At 75.2% G+C, this 471-nt stretch carries 1 pseudogene; it reads right to left on the reverse strand.

Going from position 1 to position 471, the window contains the following annotated elements:
* Positions 1-471, reverse strand: a pseudogene (locus CCN35_RS29025) (acety-l/propionyl-CoA carboxylase subunit alpha); the annotation flags it as partial.

Here is a 471-nt window from a genome sequence, read left to right on the forward strand (position 1 = left end):
AAGCGGGGCAGGGCGGTGAGGACGTGGCCGCCCACGTACACCCGGTCGCCGTAGCGGGCCACCTCGTACGTCCGCCGCACCCCGTCCGCCTCGAGCACGACCCGGTGTGCGTCCGTGTGCACCACGCGCACCCCGTCGGCCTCGGGAACGAGTCCCGCGCGGGTGTGCCGGTAGCGCACCTCGTATTCCTGACCGTCCATCAGGTACCGCTTGATCTGCGGCTGCGAGGGCAGGTTGCGCCAGCCGCCGAACCGGGAGCGGCCGTGCGCGTCGGCGAGTGCGGCGGCCAGCGGGGCGTGCGGGTCGGGGGCGGGCGCGGTGAGGTCGGCGAGGTGGCGGTCGTAGAAGCCGGTGTCCATCCGGCCGTGCGCGAACTCCGGGTGGCGCAGGGAGCGGACGAGCAGGTCCCGGTTGGTGACCGGGCCGTGCACGGTCGCCCGCTCCAGCGCGTCGGCCAGTGTGCGGACCGCC

The sequence above is a fragment of the Streptomyces thermovulgaris genome, assembly GCF_002155915.1.
GTDB classification, from domain to species: domain Bacteria; phylum Actinomycetota; class Actinomycetes; order Streptomycetales; family Streptomycetaceae; genus Streptomyces; species Streptomyces thermovulgaris.